Source organism: Eggerthella sp. 1_3_56FAA, from assembly GCF_000185625.1.
GTDB lineage: Bacteria > Actinomycetota > Coriobacteriia > Coriobacteriales > Eggerthellaceae > Eggerthella > Eggerthella lenta.
The window spans coordinates 553,836-573,510 of the sequence record NZ_GL622580.1; the positions used below are offsets into that span (position 1 = coordinate 553,836).

A 19,675-nucleotide genomic window follows, 5' to 3' on the forward strand; every position below is an offset into this window, starting at 1 on the left:
CGATGGTATTTTGCCATCGAGGGCCCTTCCGGCGTGCAAGGACCGGCTCGGGATAGTGGTGGGAGGGGCGGCTCCCTCGACTCGGGACGGCTTTCTCGCTGAGGGCGGCTATCTGGGGCGGCGCGCTATCGCGCGTACACGGTGCGCTTGCGCGTAACCAGGCGGTCGACGAACTCGGTGGCGGGGTTGCGCAGGATGTCGCACGGCTCGGCGAACTGCACGGCACGGCCGGCCTCCATCACCAGCACCTTGTCGCCCAGGTCGAGTGCCTCGTCGATGTCGTGCGTCACGAACAGCACGGTGATGCCCGTCTGCCTATGGATGCGCTTGATCTCGTCCTGCAGGCTGCCGCGGGTGATGGCGTCCACGGCGCTGAACGGCTCGTCGGCCAGCAGGATGTCGGGGCTGGCCGCCAACGCGCGGGCGATGCCGACGCGCTGCGCCTGTCCGCCCGACAGCTCGGCGGGATAGCGATCCATGATGTCGTGCGGCAGCCCGATGATGTCCATCCATTTCGCGACGGCCTCCTCGGTGCGACCCTCGTCGCCGCTGTTCAGCAGCGAGGGCACGTACGCGATGTTCTGCTCCACGGTGAGGTGGGGAAACAGCACGCTGCCTTGGATGGCGTAGCCGATGTTTCGGCGCAGCTCGATGGGGTCGACGCCGCTCGTGTCCTTCCCGTGCACCAGCACGCGTCCATCGTCGGGCATCGCCAGCGCGTTCACCATTTTCAACAGCGTGGTCTTGCCGCAGCCCGAGCTGCCGATGATGGTGACGAACGCGCCTTCGTCGATGTCGAGGTTCGCGTCGTCCACGGCGACGGCATCGCCGAATCGCTTGCTGACGTGCTCGAACGCGACGGCGGGTGTGGAGCCTTCTTCTGCTGGCGCCGCACGGGATCCTTCGACTTCGCGCTGCGCGCTCCGCTCAGGATGACAAATCGCGAAACCCTCGGAACGTCCCACCCTGTCATCCCGAGCGCAGGCGACGGAGTCGCCGGAGTTGCGACGCGAAGCTAGTCCTTTAGGGAAGGATTCCGCGCTGTGCGTCTGCGGGAATGCATGCTCCATGCTACATCAGCCCCTTCTCGGCCAGGAACGCGTCGGCCACTGCTTTCGGCTCCTGCCCTTGCGTCTCCACTTCGTTGTTCATGCGCGCCATGTCGGCATCGGTGATGGCCCCTTGCAGCTTCAGCAGCTCGCCGCGCAGCTCGGGGTGCTTTTCCAGCGCGTCCTGTCGCACGACGTTGCCGCAAAGATACGACGGATAGAAGTGCCGGTCGTCCTCCAGCACCACGAGGCGCTCGTCGGCCACCTGCCCGTCGGTGGTGGACACGACGATGGCATCCACCTGGCCCTCGAACAGCGCCTGGTACTTCAAGCTGATGTCCATGTCTCTCGTGGTGCCGAAGTCCATGCCGTAGGCTTGCTGCAATCCGGGGTAGCCGTCCTGCCGGTCGAAGAAGTCGGGCTCGGCACCCAGCGTCAGGCCGCCCGCTGCGCCCGCCAGGTCGGAATACGTGCGCAGGTTGTAGCGCTCGGCCGCGTCGCGGCTCACAGCGAGGCCGTACGTGTTGTTGAACCCGTACATGCCCACCCAGGTGAGGCCTAGCTGCGATTCGTATTCCTGCTGCATCGTGTCGAACATCGACTCGTCGTAGGTGTCGTCGTGCTTGAGGACGGCGTTCCATCCCGTTCCCGTGTACTCGGGGTAGAGGTCGAAGTCGCCCTTCTCCATGCCGGGCTCGATGTTCGACGTGCCGCCGCCCACGCCCTGCGTGAGCTCCACCTTGAGGTCGGTATCGTGCTCGATCAGCGTGTTCAGCATCTCGCCGAGGATGTACTGCTCGGTCATGGGCTTCGTGGCGATGTTCACCACGTTCTCTCCGCCGCCGCGGTTCGCGAACGCGAACGCCCCGCCCGCTATCAGCACCACGGCCGCGCCCGCCGCGACGGCCGGGGCCAGCTTGCGACGCGAAGTCCGACGCGCACCCGAACGCTTCTGCCGCCGTGCGCTCGAAGGCTCCAGGTGGCGTCGCGTGGACTTCTCGGCTAAGCCCAGCAGCAGGTCCACCGCGATGGCTAGCAGCGCGATCAGCACGCTGCCTGCCAAGGTCAAGGCCATGGTGTTCGTGGTGATGCCGCGGAAGATGGCCACGCCCAAGCCGCCTGCGCCGATGAACGTGGCGATGCCGGCCAGCGCGATGGTCATGGTGGCCATGTTGCGGATGCCGCTCATGATGACGGGGGCGGCCAGCGGCAGCTCGATGCGGTACAGCAGCTGGCGGTCGGTGGAGCCCATGCCGCGTGCCGCTTCGATGATGGCGGGATCGATGGTGGTGAGGCCGGTGTAGGTGTTGCGTACCATCGGCAGCAGCGCGTACACGGTGAGCGCCACGATGGCGGTAGGGTCGCCGATGCCCGTTATGGGGATAAGGAAGCCGAAAAGCGCAATGGATGGGATGGTGTACACGAAGTTGACCAGCGCAAGCACGGGCTTCGCCCCTCGCCTCCATGTGGCGATGGCGATTCCCAGCGACAGTCCGATGAGCGCCGCCAGCGCAATGGATATGAGCGAGATGCCGATATGCTGCAGAAGGAGCTCGAAAAACCAATCGCGTTTTTCAACGAGCAAGGCCAGGGTTTCGGTCAGAATCAAGAGGAATCCTCGCTTTCGCACGTGGTGACGGACGCTACGTCGAGGGTTGAGATGCGGACTGCATGGTTAAATCCTACAGACTTCGTCAACATTGTAATCAAGTGTCGGTGCTTGGGCGCGGCAAGGCGGTCGTGTTACCTAATCGCCACGAGACGGTGGATTCCCGGGTACTGCCTGTGGTTTTCGCCGGGTGACTGGCATGCATTGATTGCGCAGTGGGTCGCTGCGCTTTATCATAATAAAGAGAGACGTATTTTCCCATTCGCCATATCCACCAGAGACCGCGTGTTTCAAGGGCGGTCATCGCGTGCAGCATGGTATTTCGGAAGAGGGGCCGCGCTCGCGCGGCAGGAAGGATGCGCCATGGCAACTGAAAGCCAGATCGCTCTGTACGAGAACTTCAAGGCGATCAACACCATCGAAACCGCGAGCTACGACCAGTTCGACGTGAAGCGCGGCCTGCGCAACGCCGACGGCACGGGCGTCATCGCGGGTCTTACGAACATCGCCAACGTTCACGGCTACGTGGTCTCAGACGGCGAGAAGGTAGCCGACGAGGGTATGCTGCGCTATCGCGGCTACGACGTGTACGACCTGCTGGACACCAGCGTGGCCGATCGCCGCTTCAACTTCGAGGAGGTGGCGTACCTGCTGCTCATGGGCGAGCTGCCCACACAGGAGCAGCTCGACCGCTTCATCGCCGCGCTCGATGCCGAACGCGAACTGCCCGACGGCTTCACCGCCTCCATGATCATGCGCGACACCCCGCCCGACATCATGAACATGCTGCAGCGCACCATCCTGCTGCTGTACGCCTACGACGCGGACGCCGAGGATCGCTCGGCTCATCACGAGATCCACACCGCCATCTCGCTGATCTCGCGTCTGCCGCGCATCATGGTGCTGACCTACTACGCGAAGCAGGCTCGATACAACAACGGCTCCATGATCATGCATCGCTTCATTCCCGGTCAGTCCACGGCCGAGACCATCCTGTCCATGCTGCGTCCCGATCGCCAGTTCACGGCTGAGGAAGCGCGCATGCTGGACATCATGCTGTGCCTGCATGCCGAGCATGGCGGCGGCAACAACTCCACGTTTGCCACGCGCGTGCTGACCTCGTCCGACACCGATCCGTACTCCACGTACGCCGGCGCTATCGGTTCGCTCAAGGGGTCGAAGCATGGTGGCGCGAACCATCAGGTGCTAGCTATGCAGCAGGAGATCAAGCAGAACGTGGCCGACTGGTCCGACGAGGGCCAGGTGGCCGACTACCTGGCGAAGATCGTCAACAAGGAGGCTTTCGACAAGACGGGTCTCGTGTACGGCATGGGGCATGCGGTGTACACGAAGTCCGACCCGCGCGCCATCATCTGCAAGCAGTTCGCCGAGAAGCTGGCCGTGGGCACGGAGTTCGAGGCCGAGTATCGTCTGCTGGAAAGCATCGAGCGCCTGGCGCCCGAGGTGATTCTGCGCGAGAAGGGCACCAGCAAGGACATGTGTGCGAACATCGACATGTATTCGGGCTTCGTGTACTCGATGATGGGCATTCCCGAGGATCTGTTCACGCCGCTGTTCGCGTGCGCGCGCATGTCCGGCTGGGCTGCGCACCGCTTCGAGGAGATCGTCTCCGGCAAGCGCATCATCCGTCCTGCGTACAAGTCCATTCGCAGCGGCAAGCGCGATTACGTTCCCATGAGCGAACGCTAGGGGCGGGGCGGCCGTCGACTCGGGTCGCCTGTTCGCGCGGCGCTTGTGCGGCCGCGCGCCGGATCGTTCGACATTGCGCCGCGAACGGATGTTTCACGTGAAACATCCGCGACCGAACGCACTCCAATGAACAACGTGCTCCTTTCCCAACGGGCGAGGAGCGCGTTTCTTTTTGCGAAGGATTCGCCCGCTTCGCTGCAGTGCCCGAGTTCTTCGCTGTCTCCTGAGATCGCTCCGCCACGAAGGCGCCCAAGCCCCTCGCTGCGTTTCGTCCGCTCCGCCACGAAAGGGCCTGGTCCCTTACCGTGCTCCGTCCGGTTCGCCGGCGCTCGCGGCTCATGGACGTTTTTTGCGCAGCCTTCTGCAGCAAAATCGAGTTTTTGGCAGTCTTTTCCTGGTTTCAGCGCGGTTTGAGGACGCTCGGCGCCAAACTTGTTGGTAAAACGCCAGGTCGCGTGTTTCCCTCTATGGACGGAGAAGGGCTCGGTCTGCCAAACCGGCGATTTTGCTGCGCATGAGCTGCCCAATCATGCGCAGCCGAAGCCGGCTCCATGCGCGCGAAGCGGCCGCCTCTCGAATGTTTCACGTGAAACATTCGCTCGTGAGCAGGGAGTTCAAGCCGGAAGGCAGGACCGAACAAAGAAAAGCGCCCGGAACCAGCTGGTTCCGGGCGCGCTGCGTTTCTGGCGGAGGCGGTAGGATTTGAACCCACGAAGCCTTGCGGCTTAACAGTTTTCAAGACTGCCGCCTTCAACCACTCGGCCACGCCTCCGCATGGGGTTTGCGCGTGTGCGCAGCGTTTAGGATATCATGCAGTCAATCGCAATGCGACAAGAAATTGACCGCGCGTCGCACGAAGCCGCATCGCTCGTCCGTGTCGGCTGCTCGTAAGCGTCCTTTGCGCTTTCGGCTCATTCCACGATGGTTGCGCTCTCGGGGCTTTCAGTTGCGGCGGCGGCTCCGGCTATCTTGCCGAAGACGAGTGCCTGAATGAGGCCGTTGCCGCTCATGTAGGCTGCACCTCCGCGTGAGGAGAATCCTTCGGTGCAGCCGCCAGCTGCATATAATCCCTTGATCAGGCTCTTGTCTGCGCGCAGCACGTGACCTGCTAGATCGGTTGCCATGCCGCCCTGCGTATGGCGAATCTCGCCTGTAACCTTCACTGCGTAATACGGGCCATCGAAGCTTTCCGGCAGATGGGATCGGTTGAATTTATCCTCGCCCTTTTCGATGGCGGCCTGATACTCTGTGATCGTCTTTTCCAGCGTCGCGGCGTCCGTCCCGATGGCGGCGGCCAGCTCGGCACTGGATGCACCTTTCATTACGATGCCCTCCGCTTCCCACTCAGCGTATTTCGCGCTCTTCGCTACCTGCGCGTCGGTGAAGCATAGGTAGGCGATGTTGTCGGATTGCGCTATGACATGAGGGGACAGTTCGGAATAGCCGGTGTATTCGTTGGCGAAGCGGTTGCCTTCTTGGTTCACCATGATGCCGCCGTTGTTCGCAATGCCTTGTTCAAGCGTTTTGCCGTTGTCTACTCCGTGAAACGCATGGCCTTGGTAAGCGCCCATGTTCTGGAGGTTCGCGCCCAGCTCTTGCGCCCAGAGGATGCCTTCGCCGGTAGCTCCTGGCGCCACCATTTTGAAAGCATCAACGGCCTCGGGGCAGTATTGCGCCAGCATGTCGGGGTTGTTGGCGAACCCGCTCGATGCAAGGACGGTGTTCTTTGCCAGGATGGCCAGCTCGTCCTTGCCCATTTTGCCGTAAGCGCCTACGACGTCGTCGCTATCGTCCGCGAGCACCAGTCCCTGCATTTCGCATGACAGCATCTGCGTGATTGCGTCGTTGGCGCTCATGCTTGCGACGAGCGCATCGGTCAGTCCCTTGCCGGCATCGGCGGTGGTATGCATGCGGTGCGCAGTCTGACCGTAATACAGCGCTTGGTCGATGGTCCACACCGCGCCGTGCTTCTCGGTCCACTCGACGATGTCTTTTGATTGTTCGGTCACGGTGCGCACTAGGTCGGGTCGAACGCTGTAGTTGTTCGGACGCATGATGTCCATAACGCATGCGTCCACGCTGTCGTTTTCGCCCATGTCCATTTGCTGCTGAGTGCCTACGGCGGGAATCTTGCCGCTTGAAAGCATGGTGGCTCCGCCCAGAACGCTTGTCTTCTCGCACAATGTCACTTGCGCGCCTTGCTCGGCAGCGCTGAGCGCGGCGCACAGGCCCGCTCCGCCTCCGCCGATGACCAGCACGTCGGTTTCGGTTTGCGTCATGCCGGCGATGTCGCTCTTGCGCTTAGCGAATTGATAGCTGCTACCTTGCGACGAGGTTTTTGCTGCGCCCCCGGTCTCGTTCTCGTTGGGCGAGCAAGCGGCGAGCGCGCCTCCCGAGGCAAGCACGACCGATCCCAACCCCAAGCCCTTCAAAAGGTCCCTGCGTGTCAGATTTCCCATGACAATCCCCTTCCTGTAACGGTGCGGGCATCCCGGCCCGCTCTTGGAGCACTATACGTTTGACCGTGCGGGTGCGAAAAGAAACTCTTATATGCCATGAAGCGTCAACTAGAAGTCGACGTATATCGGTAATACCAGGTCAAAAGGGTGTACGTCATGCGCATCGACTTATCTTGCGATGAGGAGCGCAACTTTGTAGGCTTCAAGCGCAGTCGTTTTGTCTATACTGAGAAAAGGGGGATCCGACCGCGTCGTCACTTGTCGGGAGCGGTCGAGGGGACGCGCGAAGGCCATAGGCGAGGGGAACAACCATGGCAAAGTTTCGTATGGATGTCGATCAGAAAAGGTATTTTTGCACGCTGTGCTCGGAGGGCAGCATCACTCGAGCCGCGCAGTCGCTTTACCTTTCGCGGCAAGGTTTGTCGAAGAGCATGAAGAGCCTCGAAAGCCAACTAGGCGCGCAGCTTTTCGTCCGTGGCAAGAAGGGCGTCGAGCTGACGGCGGCGGGCAGGATCCTTCTCCGTTATCTGCACGAAGAGGGTCGGCTGTGGGATGCGTGCGTTGCCGATATCCGTTCGGTTAGCCAAACGGATTCCGAGCTGGTGCGCGTGGGTTTGCTCAGCATGTACGTGGGGTACAGCCAGAAGCGAGGGTTGCTGGCGAGCTTCCAAGATGATCCGCGCGTAAAGATCGAAGTGGTCGACGGCGACCATGATGCATTCTGGAAAGCTATAGCGGAAGGGGAGCTGGAGCTTGCGTTTTCCATAAAGCCTCCTGATGATTTGGGATTGCCCTCAATAAAGCTATGCGACGACGGTTTGTCGGTCTTGCTGTCGGCCAGCGACCCGTTGTCGCGCAAGAGGTTCATCGACTTCGAGACTGATTTGAGGGGGAAGACGGTCATCCAGACGAGCCCTTGCAAAGGCAGGCTGTACGAGGCGACGTTTCGAAAATACGGCATCAACATGACGTTGCTTATGCATGACAAGAACCTTATGTTGGCTCAGGTTTCAATCAGCAAAGGCTGCTTTATTATTCAAACCGAGTACGCAAAAATGCTGGTCACCGATCAGGTTTGCATGAGACCGCTGATCAATGCGCCCATCGAGATGGACTCTATGCTGGTGTTCGCCCCTGCGCTACGCCCTATGGCGCGTGCGGTGGCGCGTCATCTGCTAGCGCCGTACGGCAAGGAAAGCGAACTCGATGCGTATTTTGGCATATAATAAGCGACATGACCGATGAAGACTACATGCGCATGGCAATCGAGGAAGCGCGCCGCGCCGAAGAACTGGACGAAGTCCCCATCGGGGCCGTTGTCGTATACGAGCCCATCGATCCTGGAACGCGCCGCCCCTTGGCCGAGCCGCAGGTGATCGCGCGCGCGTGCAACCTGCGCGAGACTACGCAGGATCCGGCGGGGCATGCCGAGTTCATCGCGCTCAAGCAGGCGGCCGAGCGTTTGGGCGTGTGGCGGTTAACCGGCTGCACGGTGTACGTGACGCTGGAGCCGTGTGTGATGTGCGCGGGCCTTATGCATCAAGCGCGCGTCGACCGCTGCGTGTACGGCGCGGCCGACCCGAAGGCGGGCGCTCTCGGCACGCTGTACGCGGTCAACGCAGACGAGCGCCTCAACCACACCTTCGAAGCTGTCTCTGGCGTTCTGGGCGATGAATGCGCCGAGCTGCTGCGCAGCTTCTTCGCGCGCAAGCGCAAGAAACGAATGGAATCGAAATGACGCAACCGAGCAAGAACGGCGAAAACGCCGTAGACATGCTGGCCGTGGCTCGCATCGCGCAGGGCGTGGACATCGCGGGCTTCGCCGGCCCCGATGCCGTCAAGCTGGTGGCACCGGCGAAAGTGAATCTGTTCCTCGACATCGGCGCGAAGCGCGCGGACGGCTATCACGAGGCCGTCAGCATCATGCATGCGCTCATGCTGCACGACGTTTTACGCATGAAGCTGGCGCCGGGACGCGGAGAAGGTCTATCCGTCGATCTCTCGTGCGTTGCGCGCGAAGGGCTCGCGATGCTCGATGTGCCCGTGGAGAGCAACATCGTGGCGAAGGCCGTGCGCTTGCTGGCTGAAAAATTGGGACGCACGGCTGACGAGACGGTGGTCGCCTGCCTCGAGAAGCACATCCCCGCCGAGGCCGGTTTGGGCGGCGGCTCCTCCGACGCCGCCGCGGCGCTGCTGGGCGCTGCGCACTTGTGGGGCGTGCCTGCCGACGATCCGCGTATCGAGGAAGCAGCACGAAGCCTGGGTGCCGACGTGGCGTTCTTCCTGCATGGCGGCTGCGCTTGCTTCACGGGCGTGGGCGATGCGTTCGACCATGCCCTTGCGCCCATGAACGGCAACGTCGTGCTCGTGAAGCCCGAGGGCGGCGTGTCCACGGCTGCCGCGTACCGCGCGTTCGACGAGCATCCCACGGCCATTTCCGAGGCCGATCGCGAAGCAGCCCTCGAAGCCCAGCGCGCCGCCGACGTGCCGCTGCGCAACAACCTCGTGCCCGTTTCCGAGCACCTGCTTCCGGCGCTCGTGGACATCCGCTTGTGGGCTAGCGAGCGCGCCGACGTGCAGCGCGTGCTCATGTCGGGCAGCGGGTCGGCCGTGTTCATGCAGTGCGCCACGTTCGCCGATGCAGGTCGCGTGGCCGCCGAGGCGCGCATGCGCGGCTGGTGGGCGCGTGCTACCATGTTTGGCTCGGCGCGTGCGGCCGTGGTGCCGAACCGCTGAAATTTCGGCAGCCCGATGCATTCGCGAAATCTAAGTGTTACGATTCGGTTTACCAATCGGTAGCGGATTTCCTGAATGGCATGCACGATGGTAGAATGCTAGCCACGTAACAGCAAAGGAGAGCTATGAGCATCCCATTGATCATCATCCTCGTCATCGTCGTCGTGCTGGTTGTGGCCGTGATCGGGCTATACAACAACCTCGTCAAGCTCCGCAACATGGTGGATAACGCCTGGGCGCAGATCGACGTGCAGTTGCAGCGCCGTCTCGACCTCATCCCGAACCTCGTCGAGACCGTCAAAGGCTATGCTGCCCACGAAAGCGGCACTCTCGAGGAGGTTACCAAGGCTCGCACCGCCGTCATGAACGCGCCTACGCCCGAAGGCAAGATGCAGGCCGACGGCTTCCTCACCGGTGCGCTGAAGAACCTGTTTGCCGTCGCGGAGGCCTACCCCGACCTCAAGGCGAACACGAACTTCCAGCAGCTTCAAGCAGAGCTGTCCAACACTGAAGACAAGATCAGCTACATGCGCCAAAGCTTCAACGACACCGTCATGAAGTACAACACTGCGATCCAGACGTTCCCTGCAGTGCTCATCGCGGGCATGATGGGCTTCAAGCAGCGCGATAGCTTCGACGCGACGGCGGGCGCGGAAGTCGCTCCCAAGGTGCAGTTCTAGCCAAGTTCAACGAGCGTCGCGTCTCTGCGCGGCGCTCGTCGAAAACTATTTTGCGTAGGGTTCGCTGCGCTATCTTGGCGCCTCGTGCTGGCGGCCGTGCGCGCTAGCTTCGCTGAGAGGCGTCTTGCCGCCGTGGATCCTGCGCCCGTCTATCGGAGCGGCTTCATGAAGAAGGTTTCATCGCGGAAGCACGATCGATTCGGTCGCGTGCTCGATTCCGACCCGGTCTATCTTATCGCGGCGCTTGCGCTCATGGCGCTGCTCGTGTCGTTCTACGCGGTTCTGTTGGTGAATATGAACGCCATCGATACGAAAACCGAGGATCTCAAGGAACATCCCTACGCGGTCACCGTTGCGGCAGGTCGAGCCGAAACGCTGCTCATGCAAGTGCGAACGCTGGACAACCGCTTAGCGTTCGCGCGCACGCCGGAGACCGTCGCAAGCGTTAAAACGGAGTTCGCCTCCATCGACGAAAACCTGCGCACAGCGTTCAGGGTGGTTGAACAGCGCCATCACGGCAATCCCGAGAAAGTAAAGGACCTGGTAAGCAACTACGAGGAGTTCAGCGAGTTGCAGGATCGGCTTATCGCCCTCAGCTTGAGCGACGCAGACGACGAGGCGGTTGCCGCTTTTCTGGCGAGTGAAATCGACCCGCGCATCGATCGGATGCTGGAAGACAACCAGGCCATCATATCCGCCGCCGCCCGTTCTTTCGACCAGTTGTACAAGGCGGTCGGCAAAACCCGCCAGGATACCATGTTCACGGCGTCGGTGCTTATGACGGCCGTGATGGTGGCGCTGGTGCTGTTCCTCGCGGTGATCAAGCGCAAGAACCGGCAAGAGCGCGAGCTGCAGGAAAGCCTGCGGTGCGCGATGGAGAAGGCGCAGGATGCCAGCGAAGCGAAGTCGCGCTTCCTGTCGAACGTGTCGCACGACATCCGGACGCCTCTCACGGCCATCATGGGACTCGTCGATATAGCCGTCGAGCATATCGACGAGCGCGATCGCGTGAAGGAATGCTTCGACAAAGTGCAGCTGTCGTCGCATCACCTGCTCAATCTCGTGAACGACGTGCTGGATATGAGCAAAATCGAAAGCGGTCAAATCAACCTGTGCTGCAAGCCGTTCGACCTGCATGTCGTCGTGGAAACGCTCGGGTCCATCGTGCGTCCGCAAGCCGATTCGAAGCATCTGACGTTCTCGGTGTTGCGCGTCGACGTCGAAGAGGGGCTTGTGCTGGGTGACGAGATGCACGTGAACCAGGTGCTCATCAACCTGCTTGGCAACGCCGTCAAGTACACCGAGCCGAGCGGGACGGTAAGCCTTGCCGTCGAGGAGCTGAGGGGCGACGAGCGCGTGGAATATGCCGCCCAGCACGGTCTTTCGCTTGAGCCGACCAGCCATGACGGCTTCGATATGTGTATTCGCCTGATCCGCTTCATCGTGGAAGATGACGGCATAGGCATGTCGAAAGAGTTCATGTCGCGTTTGTTCGACCCGTTCGAGCGCGAGGAGGTGCCTACGCGCTTATCGGTGGAGGGGACTGGTCTGGGCTTGTCCATCGTTAAGAACCTCGCCGACCTCATGGGCGGTACCGTACAGGTGCAAAGCGAGCGAGGGCGCGGATCGCGTTTCACGTTGGTGCTGCCGTTCGAAGCTTGCGAAGGGGATGCGTGCAAACTGCAGTTGGAGGAGTCCATCGAGGCCGAGCGCTCGGATGCTGCGGTTTCGGCGGTGTCATGCTCCTGGCAGCATGTGCACGTGCTGCTTGCGGAAGACAACGAGATCATCGGCGAGATAGCGGAGGAGATCATCGCTTCGACGGGCGCCACGGTCGAGCGCGCCTGGAACGGCCTGGATGTGCTCGATCTGCTTGAAGGCGCGCCCGAAGGGCGCTTCGACCTCGTGTTCATGGATATCCAGATGCCCGGCATGGACGGCCTCGAGGCGGCGCGACTCGTTGTCGAACGCTACCGGGAAGCAGGTCGCGCACGGCCGCCTATCATCGCCACCACGGCGAACGCCTACGAGGAGGATCGCCGCCGCGCGCTCGACGCCGGGATGGACGGATTCGCCGTGAAGCCCATCGGGAAAAGCGAGGTGTGCCACCTGTTTGCGACGTTCGTCGACGCTAAGATCGACGAATAGATGGCTCTTCTCGATGATATGAGAGCAACGCGCGCCGGTCTGGTATGATGCGGACAACGCAAGCTGCCGGATGCCCGTGCATCCCGACCTGGGAAAGGAGCACTTTCCGTGTTCGCTCGACTGTTGCGCATCGTCCCGATGCTTATCGTGTTGGCCGTGGTGGCGGCAATCGTATACATCGTGGCCGCATGGCGCTATTCCCCGAACCGAGCGAAAGAGCTGCTCATCAGGATATTCACGGCTATCACGGGCGCCGTTTCGGCGTTCTTCCTGCTGGTGTGCGCCTACGCGTGGCTCGAGCGCAACGGAGCCGTGTTCGATCTGTCGTTCAGCTTTTTGTTGACGGCTCTTATCGGGCTTGCGGCGACGCGGATATGCCGCGCGGTGTTTTTGCGCCACAACCCCGCGTACCGCATCAAGGCCGCGAAGACGACGACTCCGGGTTCCCGTGTCAGGCGTTGGCGGAAGAAATAGGAAAACCCTCTTACGAGGGTTTGAAATGCGGTGGCGGAGAGCTGGGGATTCGAACCCCAGACACCCTTTTGGGGTGTACTCGCTTAGCAGGCGAGCACCTTCGGCCTCTCGGTCAGCTCTCCGCGGTATAATAGGTGCGGTTTGCTATGATACCGTGACCACCTCCAAGTTGCAAGGAGCATGATCATGCAAAACATGAGCGGTTCGCAACTCCGCGAATCCTTCGCTTTTTCCCGACGAAACGCCGTGCTGTTTTGCGCGGCGCTCCTGGCGCTCGCATGCGCGCTTGTGGCGCTGGCTCCCGGGCAGGCTCACGCGAAATCGTACACCATGCCGAAGGTGGATATCCAGGCCCAGGTGGAAACCGACGGCGCGTTGCAAGTGACCGAGCAGCGCACGTTCGATTTCGACGGCGATTTCTCCGCGGTGTGGTGGGCCTTCGACGGGCTTCCGCAGAACGCTTCCCTCAAGATCAACGGCGTGCGTATGGCGAACGTCGATGCCGATGGCACGGTGGTGGGCGATTGGACGACGTTGCCGAGCGAGGCGTTCGTGCTCGGCTGGCGCGAATCGGGCGGGCCTGGGAAAGATTCCTACTCGTTCGACGCGCCGAAGAACAGCGTGTACGTGTTCTTCAACGCCTCCGACGACCGTCGCATCATCGAGCTCGATTATACGGTGGTCAACGGGGCGCAGGCGTATTCCGACATAGGCGAGGTGTATTGGAAATACGTGGGCTCCCAATGGAAAGAGGCTTCCGACAACGTCACCATGACGTTGGCGCTGCCCGTACCGCAGGGTACCGAGGTCGTGCCGGGAGAGAACGTGCGCGCATGGGGTCATGGACCGCTCGACGGCAAGGTGACCGTGAACGCCGACGGAACCGTGACGTATGCCGTGCCGCATGTTGCGGCAGGTCAATTCGCCGAAGCGCGCGTGGCGTTTCCGGTGAAGTGGTTAACGAACCTGTCGCCCGAAAGCGCGGCGCTGCATCAAGGGGAAAACCGTTTGGACACGGTGCTGAAAGAAGAAAAGGACTGGAGCGACCAGGCGAACCGCACTCGCGTTCTTTCGTTGGCGTTCGTCATCGGCTGCGGTGTTGTCTGCGTGCTGCTGCTCGCCTGGGCGCTGCGCGCCTACTTCAAGTACGGACGCGAATACCAGCCCCGGTTTACCGACGAGTATTGGCGCGACGTGCCTGACCCCTCCATCCATCCGGCGGCTATCGGACGCCTGTGGCGCTGGGATCGCGAGAGCCAAGACGATTTCACGGCTACGCTCATGCATCTTGCGCACGTCGGCGCCATCCGCATCGACGCGGGCAGTTACGAGGAACCCGGCGCGTTCGGGCGCATGAAGACCGTGGACGACTATTACATCACAAGGTTGCCTGCTGCCGACAACGTGACCGATCCCATCGATCGTCAGGCGTTGGATTTGCTGTTCGGCACGTTGGCCGGGGGAGCCGACTCGCTGTGGTTCGGCACTATCAAGAAGTACGGCGAAGATCATCCGCAGGAGTTTGTCGACGCGATGCAGGGCTGGCAGGGCGCGCTTTCGGCGGCGACGAACCGCGAGGATTTCTTCGAGGCGAAAGGCAAGCGATACCAGGGCTACCTCATCGCGCTTGCCGTGGTGGTCGCTTTGTCCGGTGTCGCCATTTGGATACTCATGTCGAACTTCATCCCTCTGATATTCATGATTCCCACCGCCATCGCGTTGGGCGTGATCGGGAACTACATGCCGCGTCGCAGTGTGAAGGGCAACGAGCTGACGGCCAAGAGCAAGGCGCTGCGCAACTGGCTGACCGACTTCTCGTCTCTTGACGAGCGTCCGCCCACCGACGTGAAGGTATGGGGCGAGTTCATGGTGTACGCCTACCTGTTCGGCGTGGCCGACCAGGCCATCAAGCAGCTGCAAACCACCATGCCGCAGCTGTTCGAGTACGACGGATCTATGGGCATGACGTACATGCCTTGGTGGTTCTGGTACACGGGAGGCCATACGGCTGCCGGCTCAGCGATGCCTTCGGTTAGCGACATGCTGCAAACGTCGATGACGAACACGATGTCAACGGCTCAGGCGGCGCTTTCGGGCGCTAGCGGGAACTTCTCCAGCGGCGGTGGATTCGGCGGCGGCTTCTCAGGCGGCGGCGGAGGCGGCTTCGGCGGCGGAGGCGGCGCCCGGTAAACCAGGCAGGAACGAACGCGGCCCCGGCAAGGGGTCGCGTTTTTTGTGCGCGTATCCGCGAACGAGGTTCCACGTTGCCATCCGATGGGCGAGCGGAGCGCACCTGGCGTCCGGAGCGAAGGCGCGAAGCGCCGGAGCATGAACAAGCACGGGCTGGCCGTGTGCGCCACCGCTGTCATCCTTCGACTCCGGCCCGCGGCCTCCGCTCAGGATGACAGGGCCTGCTAGTCAGAATGAACATGACTTAAAACATCATGGACAAAAGCATGACTTTTCGGTAGTTTTCCAAGGGAAAACCAGCAGAGTGGAAAAGGAGCCTGGAAGAAACCCCAGGTAAACGGAACGCCTCTTGTCGCGCGCCAAAGCAAAACTACGGAAAAGTGCCTGTTTTTGTCCATGACTCTTTAAGTAATATATAGAAGCGCACGAAACCAGGGCGTACGGAAGAGAAACTCGGCCGGCTTTTCGGACGCAGGAAGCATCGGCTTTTGAGCGCCCTTCGCCGCGGCGTTCCTGCGAAACATCCCGGCTTTCGAGCTTCTTCCTGCCGGAATACTCTCCGATTGACGATACGCCAAGCCGCTGGTGTCGGCGCTGCTGTTCGCGGTGCACATCGTGTACGTGTCGAAGTTCTCGGGGACGAACGACGTGCTGGTGCTCACGGTGATGCAGTTCTTCATCGGCGGCGCGTGCGGCGTGGCGTGCGGCGCCTGCTTCGAGACGCTCTCTCCCGCGTGGGCCCTCACGCCCGAGTTCTTCTGGAACATGGCCTACCTGGTCATCTTCGCGTCGTGCGTGGCGCTGGTCATCCAGAACGTGGCGCTGGCGCATGTGCCGCCCGCGCAGGCGTCGCTGTTCCTCCGTCTGGAATCGGTGTTCGGCGTGCTGTTCAGCGTGCTTCTGTACGGTGAGCAGGTGGGGCTCAAGCTGATCGTGGGATTCGTGCTGATCTTCGGCGCCATCCTGGTCAGCGAGATGTTCCCCCTGAAACGCAAGGACGTTGCAACCAATCAACTGGAAGCGGTGCCGGTCGAGCTGCCATGATACAATTGCTCCCAATGTGTGCAGTAAGGGAGGAACCTCATGGCAGAAAAAGACAACATCGTGCTCATCGGCATGCCCGGCGCCGGCAAATCTACCCTCGGCATCGTGCTGGCGAAGATCTTGAACTACGACTTCATCGACGCCGACCTCGTCATCCAGAACAGCTGCGACAAGACGCTGCAGAAGCTCATCGACGCGTGCGGTCCCGAGGGCTTCATCCAGGTGGAGAACGAGATTCTGCGCGAGCTGAACGCGTCGAAGTCCATCATCGCCACGGGCGGCTCGGCCGTGTACTCCGACGAGGCCATGAAGCATCTCGCCGAGATCGGGACCATCGTGTATCTGAAGATCACGTACGACCAGCTGGTCAGCCGTCTGAGCGACCTGCAGGAGCGCGGCGTGGTGCTGAAGGGAGGCATCGGCATGAGCCTGCGCGAGCTGTACGACGAGCGTCTGCCGCTGTACGAGCAGTACGCCGAAGTCACCGTCGACGTGAACGACCTGTCCATCACCGCCGCCGCCCGCAAAGTGGCCGACGCCCTGAAGCAAGCGTAATCGAAAATGAGACAAAGGGAATGAGACAAAGGAACGGAGATGCCGTCTCGTGTCGATCTCGTGTGAGACACCAACCCCGTCCCTAGTGTCTCACCCGGCGTCTCGTCCAAGCAAGAAAACGCCCCGCAGCTCGTTACAAGCTGCGGGGCGTTGTCGTTGCTGGTCGAAGCGCGATGCGGCTCTACAGGCCTTCTGTTTCGAAGCGCTTCTCAAGCGCCTCTTGATGGATGCTGTACTGCAGCGCCATCTCTTTTGCTACGCGTCCGCTCTTCACGAGATCGAACAAGCTCTGATCCATCGTGCGCATGCCCTCGGCACCGCCCGAGGCGATGGCGCTGTCCAGCTGATGCGTCTTCTCCTCGCGAATAAGGTTGCGGATTGCCGTGTTCGTGATCATGATCTCGAAGGCCGGCGCCGTGCCGCCGTCGACGGTGGGCACAAGCTGCTGCGACACGATTGCCTGCAGCACCATGGACAGCTGAATGCGGATTTGGCGCTGCTGCGAAGCGGGGAAGGCGTCGATGATGCGATCCACCGTGCCCGCGGCGCCCGTAGTGTGCAGCGTAGAGAACAGCAGCTGCGCCATCTCGGCCGCAGTCACCGCAGTGCCGATGGTGTCCTGGTCGCGCATCTCGCCCAGCAGGATGACGTCAGGGCTCTCGCGCATGGCCGAGCGCAGGGCCTCGCTGTACGTTGCCACGTCGGTGGGCACTTCGCGCTGCGTGACGATGCAGGTGCCGTGCTTGTGCACGTACTCGATGGGGTCTTCCATCGTGATGATGTGGCCGGAACGTTCATGGTTCAAGCGGTCGATGATGCATGCCAGCGTCGTGGACTTGCCGGCGCCCGCCGGGCCGGTGACCAGCACGAGCCCCTTCTGGAACTTGGCCAGGCGCAGCACCTCGTCGGGGATGTGGAATTCCGCCGGATCGGGCAGGCCGAAGGGGATGACGCGGATGACCGCTCCGTACGAACCGCGCTGACGGAAGACGTTCGCGCGGAAGCGCCCGATGCCGGGCAGGGCGAACGAGAAGTCGTCGTCGTGATTGCCGTTCTGCATGAAGGTGTCCATGTTGCGGCCAGATGCCTCGTAGATGGCTCCGACGAAGGCCTCGGTGTCGGCCGGCTTGAACGGTGCCGAATCCAGTCGAACCTGGCGGCCGCTCACGCTGTACGCCAAAGGAAGTCCTGCGATAATGAAGACGTCGGATGCCTTCGCGTCCACCATCTCTTGCAAGAGCTGCTCCAGTTTCATCGTGCTTCTCCTATCGTGTTTGCGCGGCGCCCGACCAGAGCGTGGCACCCGGGCCGTCGTTCGTCCACTGCGTTGTCGCTTTCCATTGGCTGATCTCGTATGTTGCGTTCGCGGTGATGGTTAATTCCACGTCAAGCGTGCGCCCGCTGGAGGAGGCGAACGTCATGAGCACTCTCGACCCGTCGCGCTGCGCGTCGGCCGGCAGCGCCTCGTCCACGGCGGCAAGCGCTTCGTCCAGACCGCCTCCGGAGGCTCGCACGTCTTCCAGAGCCGCGTCGATGACGGCCACCGCGCTTTGAGCGGCTTGCTCGTTCTGGTAAGTATCGTTGGTGAACAGGGCCTGTTTCTCGGCGGCGGAATACGTCGCTTGCGCGGTGGTAGCCGAAAGCACGGCCATCACGGCCAGGCACAAGATGATGACCAACGTGAACAGGCTGATGGGGCCGATACGAACGCTGCCGTTGGTGCTGTTCATCGCTGCACCCCCTCGTTCGACACGTAGCGAGCCGTGTCTATCTGGTAGGTTGCTTCTCCGCCGCAAGATACGTAGATGTGGGCGGTGTAAAGCGTGCCACCCGGTTGGCTCTGGGCTTCCACGATGCGCGTCAAGTCGTACACGCTCTTGTCGAGGACGTCGATCGGCCCCTCGGGTTGTACCAGCTGGCCGTCGACGAGGACGTACTCTCCTCCCGTGTTGCCGCTGGTCGGATCGGCCGCGAACGCTTCGGCGTCGTTCGATGCGAGGATGATGGCGTTCGACAGGCGGTCGGCTTCGATGCTTCGTTCGTGCGCTCCGGCGATCACCTGCATGATCACGGCAAGCGACGCAATGAGAAACACCAGGAGCACAAGCGCCTCCACGATGAAAGCCGCGCCGTGCCAGGGTCGACGGTCGTGATCGTTGCCGCGGCGCAGGCGGGAAAGGTCGATGCCCATCAGGCACCTCCTCTTACGCTGCGCAGGGCAACCGAGGTGGAGCCTTGGTCGGTGTGCACGGTCAGCAGGCCGTCGGTGTAGGTGAAGTCGAAGGTGGAAGACCTCACGATCTCCCGAGCCTTCTCGGGCGTGAACGCCGTTCCGGCGCGCGTGTACTCTTCCACGATTGCCCCCTGGTAGGCGTACAAACGCGTCTCGTAGTCGCCGTTGCCCAGGTGTTCGGTCAGCACGAGCGCCAGCCCTTCGGGACCGTCGGCCACGCCTACGGCGTCGGTCCCGTCGGTGGCTCGGATGGAGTTCGCGATCAACGACAGCCCCAGTCGGGTATTGTCAGAGGAAGAGCGCACATCGTTCGCTGCGCGGTAGGCGCTCGTGCCCACCAGAAGCGCCAGCAGCAGGAACAGCGCGATGACGGCGAACAGCAGCGTGATGAACGCCCGTCCGCGCGCCTTTCCATCGCGGGCTTCGGAGCTGCGGTTGGACCCTGTCGCCTGGATCAGCGTTTGCACCATATCGCCCCTCATTTCGCCAACACCACGACGTTCGGCATGACGTTGTCGGCGAACACCTCGTACGTGATCGCGTAGTCGGAGCGATTCACGACCAACCCGTAGTTCTCCTCGAGATAGGCGAGCGACGAGGGGTATGCGCCCTCGATGGCGCAGCACTGCTTCGCGCTGTTCAAGATGGCGTTGCGCACCGACAGCTCGCCTTGCTCGCGCAGCGATGCTCCGATGGCGTTCGAGGAAAGCCAGACGAGCATGACGACCAGCACGATGGCGAGCAATCCGGCCATGCGCTTACGGGTGCGCCTCCTGATTTCCTGTTTG

The 19,675-nt window shown here is 61.8% G+C and carries 18 protein-coding genes and 2 tRNA genes; 10 read left to right on the forward strand and 10 right to left on the reverse strand.

Annotated elements, in window-relative coordinates; genetic code table 11:
* Positions 1-125: 125 nt before the first annotated feature.
* Together HMPREF1023_RS07780 and HMPREF1023_RS07785 are read right to left on the reverse strand one after the other, a co-directional pair.
* On the reverse strand, positions 126-965 hold the full coding sequence (locus tag HMPREF1023_RS07780) for an ABC transporter ATP-binding protein (protein WP_009305659.1): 840 nt from the start codon (positions 963-965) through the stop codon (positions 126-128).
* A 106-nt stretch (positions 966-1,071) separates the two neighbouring features.
* Positions 1,072-2,658, reverse strand: a complete 1,587-nt coding sequence (locus HMPREF1023_RS07785; protein WP_009305661.1) for a glycine betaine ABC transporter substrate-binding protein — start codon at positions 2,656-2,658, stop codon at positions 1,072-1,074.
* Positions 2,659-3,021: 363 nt separating this feature from the next.
* On the opposite strand from HMPREF1023_RS07785, the gene HMPREF1023_RS07790 reads away from it, so the two are divergent.
* A complete protein-coding gene (locus tag HMPREF1023_RS07790; protein WP_009305662.1) occupies positions 3,022-4,368 on the forward strand; it encodes a citrate/2-methylcitrate synthase in 1,347 nt (448 codons plus the stop codon).
* A gap of 684 nt (positions 4,369-5,052) precedes the next feature.
* Here HMPREF1023_RS07790 and HMPREF1023_RS07795 read toward each other — a convergent pair.
* A tRNA-Ser gene (locus HMPREF1023_RS07795) sits at positions 5,053-5,140 on the reverse strand.
* Between the two features lie 139 nt (positions 5,141-5,279).
* Positions 5,280-6,626 carry an FAD-dependent oxidoreductase gene (locus HMPREF1023_RS07800; RefSeq protein ID WP_231566066.1) on the reverse strand — a complete coding sequence of 449 codons (1,347 nt, stop codon included), beginning with the start codon at positions 6,624-6,626 and terminating at the stop codon, positions 5,280-5,282.
* A gap of 512 nt (positions 6,627-7,138) precedes the next feature.
* Between HMPREF1023_RS07800 and HMPREF1023_RS07805 the strand changes: the two genes are divergently transcribed.
* From HMPREF1023_RS07805 to HMPREF1023_RS07830, 6 genes are all read left to right on the forward strand, one after another.
* Positions 7,139-8,053, forward strand: a complete 915-nt coding sequence (locus tag HMPREF1023_RS07805; RefSeq protein ID WP_009607744.1) for a LysR family transcriptional regulator — start codon at positions 7,139-7,141, stop codon at positions 8,051-8,053.
* Positions 8,054-8,061: 8 nt separating this feature from the next.
* Positions 8,062-8,565: a nucleoside deaminase gene (locus tag HMPREF1023_RS07810; protein WP_009305665.1), complete on the forward strand. Its 504-nt coding sequence runs from the start codon at positions 8,062-8,064 to the stop codon at positions 8,563-8,565.
* Positions 8,562-9,563, forward strand: a complete 1,002-nt coding sequence (gene ispE, locus HMPREF1023_RS07815; RefSeq protein ID WP_009305667.1) for a 4-(cytidine 5'-diphospho)-2-C-methyl-D-erythritol kinase — start codon at positions 8,562-8,564, stop codon at positions 9,561-9,563. The genes HMPREF1023_RS07810 and ispE overlap by 4 nt, the downstream gene beginning before the upstream one ends.
* 125 nt (positions 9,564-9,688) lie before the next feature.
* On the forward strand, positions 9,689-10,243 hold the full coding sequence (locus HMPREF1023_RS07820) for a LemA family protein (RefSeq protein WP_009305668.1): 555 nt from the start codon (positions 9,689-9,691) through the stop codon (positions 10,241-10,243).
* A 165-nt stretch (positions 10,244-10,408) separates the two neighbouring features.
* Entirely contained in the window at positions 10,409-12,391 is a 1,983-nt protein-coding gene (locus HMPREF1023_RS07825; RefSeq protein ID WP_015759811.1) for a hybrid sensor histidine kinase/response regulator, read from the forward strand.
* 108 nt (positions 12,392-12,499) lie between these two features.
* Positions 12,500-12,865 carry a hypothetical protein gene (locus HMPREF1023_RS07830; RefSeq protein WP_009305672.1) on the forward strand — a complete coding sequence of 122 codons (366 nt, stop codon included), beginning with the start codon at positions 12,500-12,502 and terminating at the stop codon, positions 12,863-12,865.
* 31 nt (positions 12,866-12,896) lie between these two features.
* On the opposite strand, the gene HMPREF1023_RS07835 is transcribed toward HMPREF1023_RS07830, so the two are convergent.
* A tRNA-Ser gene (locus HMPREF1023_RS07835) sits at positions 12,897-12,987 on the reverse strand.
* A gap of 64 nt (positions 12,988-13,051) precedes the next feature.
* Between HMPREF1023_RS07835 and HMPREF1023_RS07840 the strand changes: the two genes are divergently transcribed.
* From HMPREF1023_RS07840 to HMPREF1023_RS07850, 3 genes are all read left to right on the forward strand, one after another.
* Positions 13,052-15,055 (forward strand): DUF2207 domain-containing protein, encoded by a 2,004-nt coding sequence (locus HMPREF1023_RS07840; protein ID WP_009305673.1) that lies wholly within the window; start codon positions 13,052-13,054, stop codon positions 15,053-15,055.
* Positions 15,056-15,640: 585 nt separating this feature from the next.
* The gene (locus tag HMPREF1023_RS07845; protein ID WP_009305675.1) at positions 15,641-16,099 is read left to right on the forward strand and encodes a DMT family transporter; all 459 of its coding nucleotides are present in this window, start codon (positions 15,641-15,643) and stop codon (positions 16,097-16,099) included.
* Positions 16,100-16,138: 39 nt separating this feature from the next.
* The gene (locus HMPREF1023_RS07850; RefSeq protein WP_009305677.1) at positions 16,139-16,654 is read left to right on the forward strand and encodes a shikimate kinase; all 516 of its coding nucleotides are present in this window, start codon (positions 16,139-16,141) and stop codon (positions 16,652-16,654) included.
* 181 nt (positions 16,655-16,835) lie between these two features.
* On the opposite strand, the gene HMPREF1023_RS07855 is transcribed toward HMPREF1023_RS07850, so the two are convergent.
* From HMPREF1023_RS07855 to HMPREF1023_RS07875, 5 genes are read right to left on the reverse strand one after another with little or no spacing between them, the layout of a single operon-like run.
* The gene (locus HMPREF1023_RS07855) at positions 16,836-17,909 is read right to left on the reverse strand and encodes a type IV pilus twitching motility protein PilT (RefSeq protein WP_009305678.1); all 1,074 of its coding nucleotides are present in this window, start codon (positions 17,907-17,909) and stop codon (positions 16,836-16,838) included.
* 10 nt (positions 17,910-17,919) lie between these two features.
* Positions 17,920-18,384: a hypothetical protein gene (locus tag HMPREF1023_RS07860; protein ID WP_009305679.1), complete on the reverse strand. Its 465-nt coding sequence runs from the start codon at positions 18,382-18,384 to the stop codon at positions 17,920-17,922.
* Positions 18,381-18,845, reverse strand: coding sequence for a hypothetical protein (locus HMPREF1023_RS07865; protein ID WP_009305680.1), 465 nt, complete (start codon positions 18,843-18,845; stop codon positions 18,381-18,383). Before HMPREF1023_RS07865 ends, HMPREF1023_RS07860 begins: the two co-directional genes overlap by 4 nt.
* Positions 18,845-19,357 (reverse strand): DUF4860 domain-containing protein, encoded by a 513-nt coding sequence (locus HMPREF1023_RS07870; RefSeq protein ID WP_009305681.1) that lies wholly within the window; start codon positions 19,355-19,357, stop codon positions 18,845-18,847. Before HMPREF1023_RS07870 ends, HMPREF1023_RS07865 begins: the two co-directional genes overlap by 1 nt.
* An 8-nt stretch (positions 19,358-19,365) precedes the next feature.
* Positions 19,366-19,641, reverse strand: coding sequence for a hypothetical protein (locus HMPREF1023_RS07875; RefSeq protein ID WP_009607743.1), 276 nt, complete (start codon positions 19,639-19,641; stop codon positions 19,366-19,368).
* Positions 19,642-19,675: the final 34 nt, after the last annotated feature.

What these genes read in the sequence shown, in the direction of transcription:
- HMPREF1023_RS07850 (WP_009305677.1), top strand. Translation starts at nt 16,139, where the DNA reads ATGGCAGAAAAAGACAACATCGTGCTCATCGGCATGCCCGGCGCCGGC.
- HMPREF1023_RS07790 (WP_009305662.1), top strand. Translation starts at nt 3,022, where the DNA reads ATGGCAACTGAAAGCCAGATCGCTCTGTACGAGAACTTCAAGGCGATC.
- HMPREF1023_RS07860 (WP_009305679.1), bottom strand. Translation starts at nt 18,384, where the DNA reads ATGAACAGCACCAACGGCAGCGTTCGTATCGGCCCCATCAGCCTGTTC.
- HMPREF1023_RS07810 (WP_009305665.1), top strand. Translation starts at nt 8,062, where the DNA reads ATGACCGATGAAGACTACATGCGCATGGCAATCGAGGAAGCGCGCCGC.
- HMPREF1023_RS07820 (WP_009305668.1), top strand. Translation starts at nt 9,689, where the DNA reads ATGAGCATCCCATTGATCATCATCCTCGTCATCGTCGTCGTGCTGGTT.
- HMPREF1023_RS07805 (WP_009607744.1), top strand. Translation starts at nt 7,139, where the DNA reads ATGGCAAAGTTTCGTATGGATGTCGATCAGAAAAGGTATTTTTGCACG.
- HMPREF1023_RS07825 (WP_015759811.1), top strand. Translation starts at nt 10,409, where the DNA reads ATGAAGAAGGTTTCATCGCGGAAGCACGATCGATTCGGTCGCGTGCTC.
- HMPREF1023_RS07870 (WP_009305681.1), bottom strand. Translation starts at nt 19,357, where the DNA reads ATGGTGCAAACGCTGATCCAGGCGACAGGGTCCAACCGCAGCTCCGAA.
- HMPREF1023_RS07865 (WP_009305680.1), bottom strand. Translation starts at nt 18,845, where the DNA reads ATGGGCATCGACCTTTCCCGCCTGCGCCGCGGCAACGATCACGACCGT.
- HMPREF1023_RS07840 (WP_009305673.1), top strand. Translation starts at nt 13,052, where the DNA reads ATGCAAAACATGAGCGGTTCGCAACTCCGCGAATCCTTCGCTTTTTCC.
- HMPREF1023_RS07875 (WP_009607743.1), bottom strand. Translation starts at nt 19,641, where the DNA reads ATGGCCGGATTGCTCGCCATCGTGCTGGTCGTCATGCTCGTCTGGCTT.
- HMPREF1023_RS07855 (WP_009305678.1), bottom strand. Translation starts at nt 17,909, where the DNA reads ATGAAACTGGAGCAGCTCTTGCAAGAGATGGTGGACGCGAAGGCATCC.
- ispE (WP_009305667.1), top strand. Translation starts at nt 8,562, where the DNA reads ATGACGCAACCGAGCAAGAACGGCGAAAACGCCGTAGACATGCTGGCC.